The 625-nt window shown below is 56.6% G+C and carries 1 protein-coding gene; it reads right to left on the minus strand.

Annotation, left to right across the window (positions count from 1 at the left end):
* Nucleotides 1–79: 79 nt before the first annotated feature.
* Entirely contained in the window at nt 80–403 is a 324-nt protein-coding gene (locus C5471_RS23445) for a hypothetical protein (RefSeq protein WP_133815620.1), read from the minus strand.
* Nucleotides 404–625: the final 222 nt, after the last annotated feature.

Genomic DNA, 625 nt, shown 5'->3' on the forward strand with positions numbered 1-625 from the left:
ACGATTCCAAACGCACGGGTCGAGTCGGATGGGAACGACTTTGGGAAGGCTGGTTTCGGCTGCAAACCCTGATAGACGGCTATTTGCTGGCTAAATCGGTTGATTTGGAGATCTGATCAAGAGACAGCAGTAACACCCCGCCCAGTGCGCCCCACAAGGCGGCACTTTTGTTCTGATGGGCAATGGCATCCCTTTGCCGGGCCGGTGCATTGCCTTCGGTGGCGATGGTGTGATGGCCCCGTAAGAACATGATCCCGTGGGTAACGGTCGTCCCGATTTCATTGCCGATGTAAGCGCCCAGTTTTCCGGCCGCCACCCCGGCGGCCAGCGGGCGTAAGGCGGATACACCGCCGATAGCGGCGGTGTAGATGCCCGCCACGGCCCCGAACCAGGCCATCATCAATAAGTGATTGACTCCCGGCGGTTATTCACTGTCCTGAGGACGCGGCTGAAAGGCGGTCATCATGGCGCTTATCTGTTCACGCTGGACCGGCGTCATGGCACTCGATGGCCTGGGTTGATTTTTCTGGAATGACATCACGCCTCCTTAAATTATTCATGAGGATATTCAACGCACAGACCCTCGGTCCGGCGGTTTTTTGCGTGTAGTCAGCAAATAATCAAG

The organism is Photorhabdus tasmaniensis (assembly GCF_011189505.1).
Lineage (GTDB): Bacteria > Pseudomonadota > Gammaproteobacteria > Enterobacterales > Enterobacteriaceae > Photorhabdus > Photorhabdus tasmaniensis.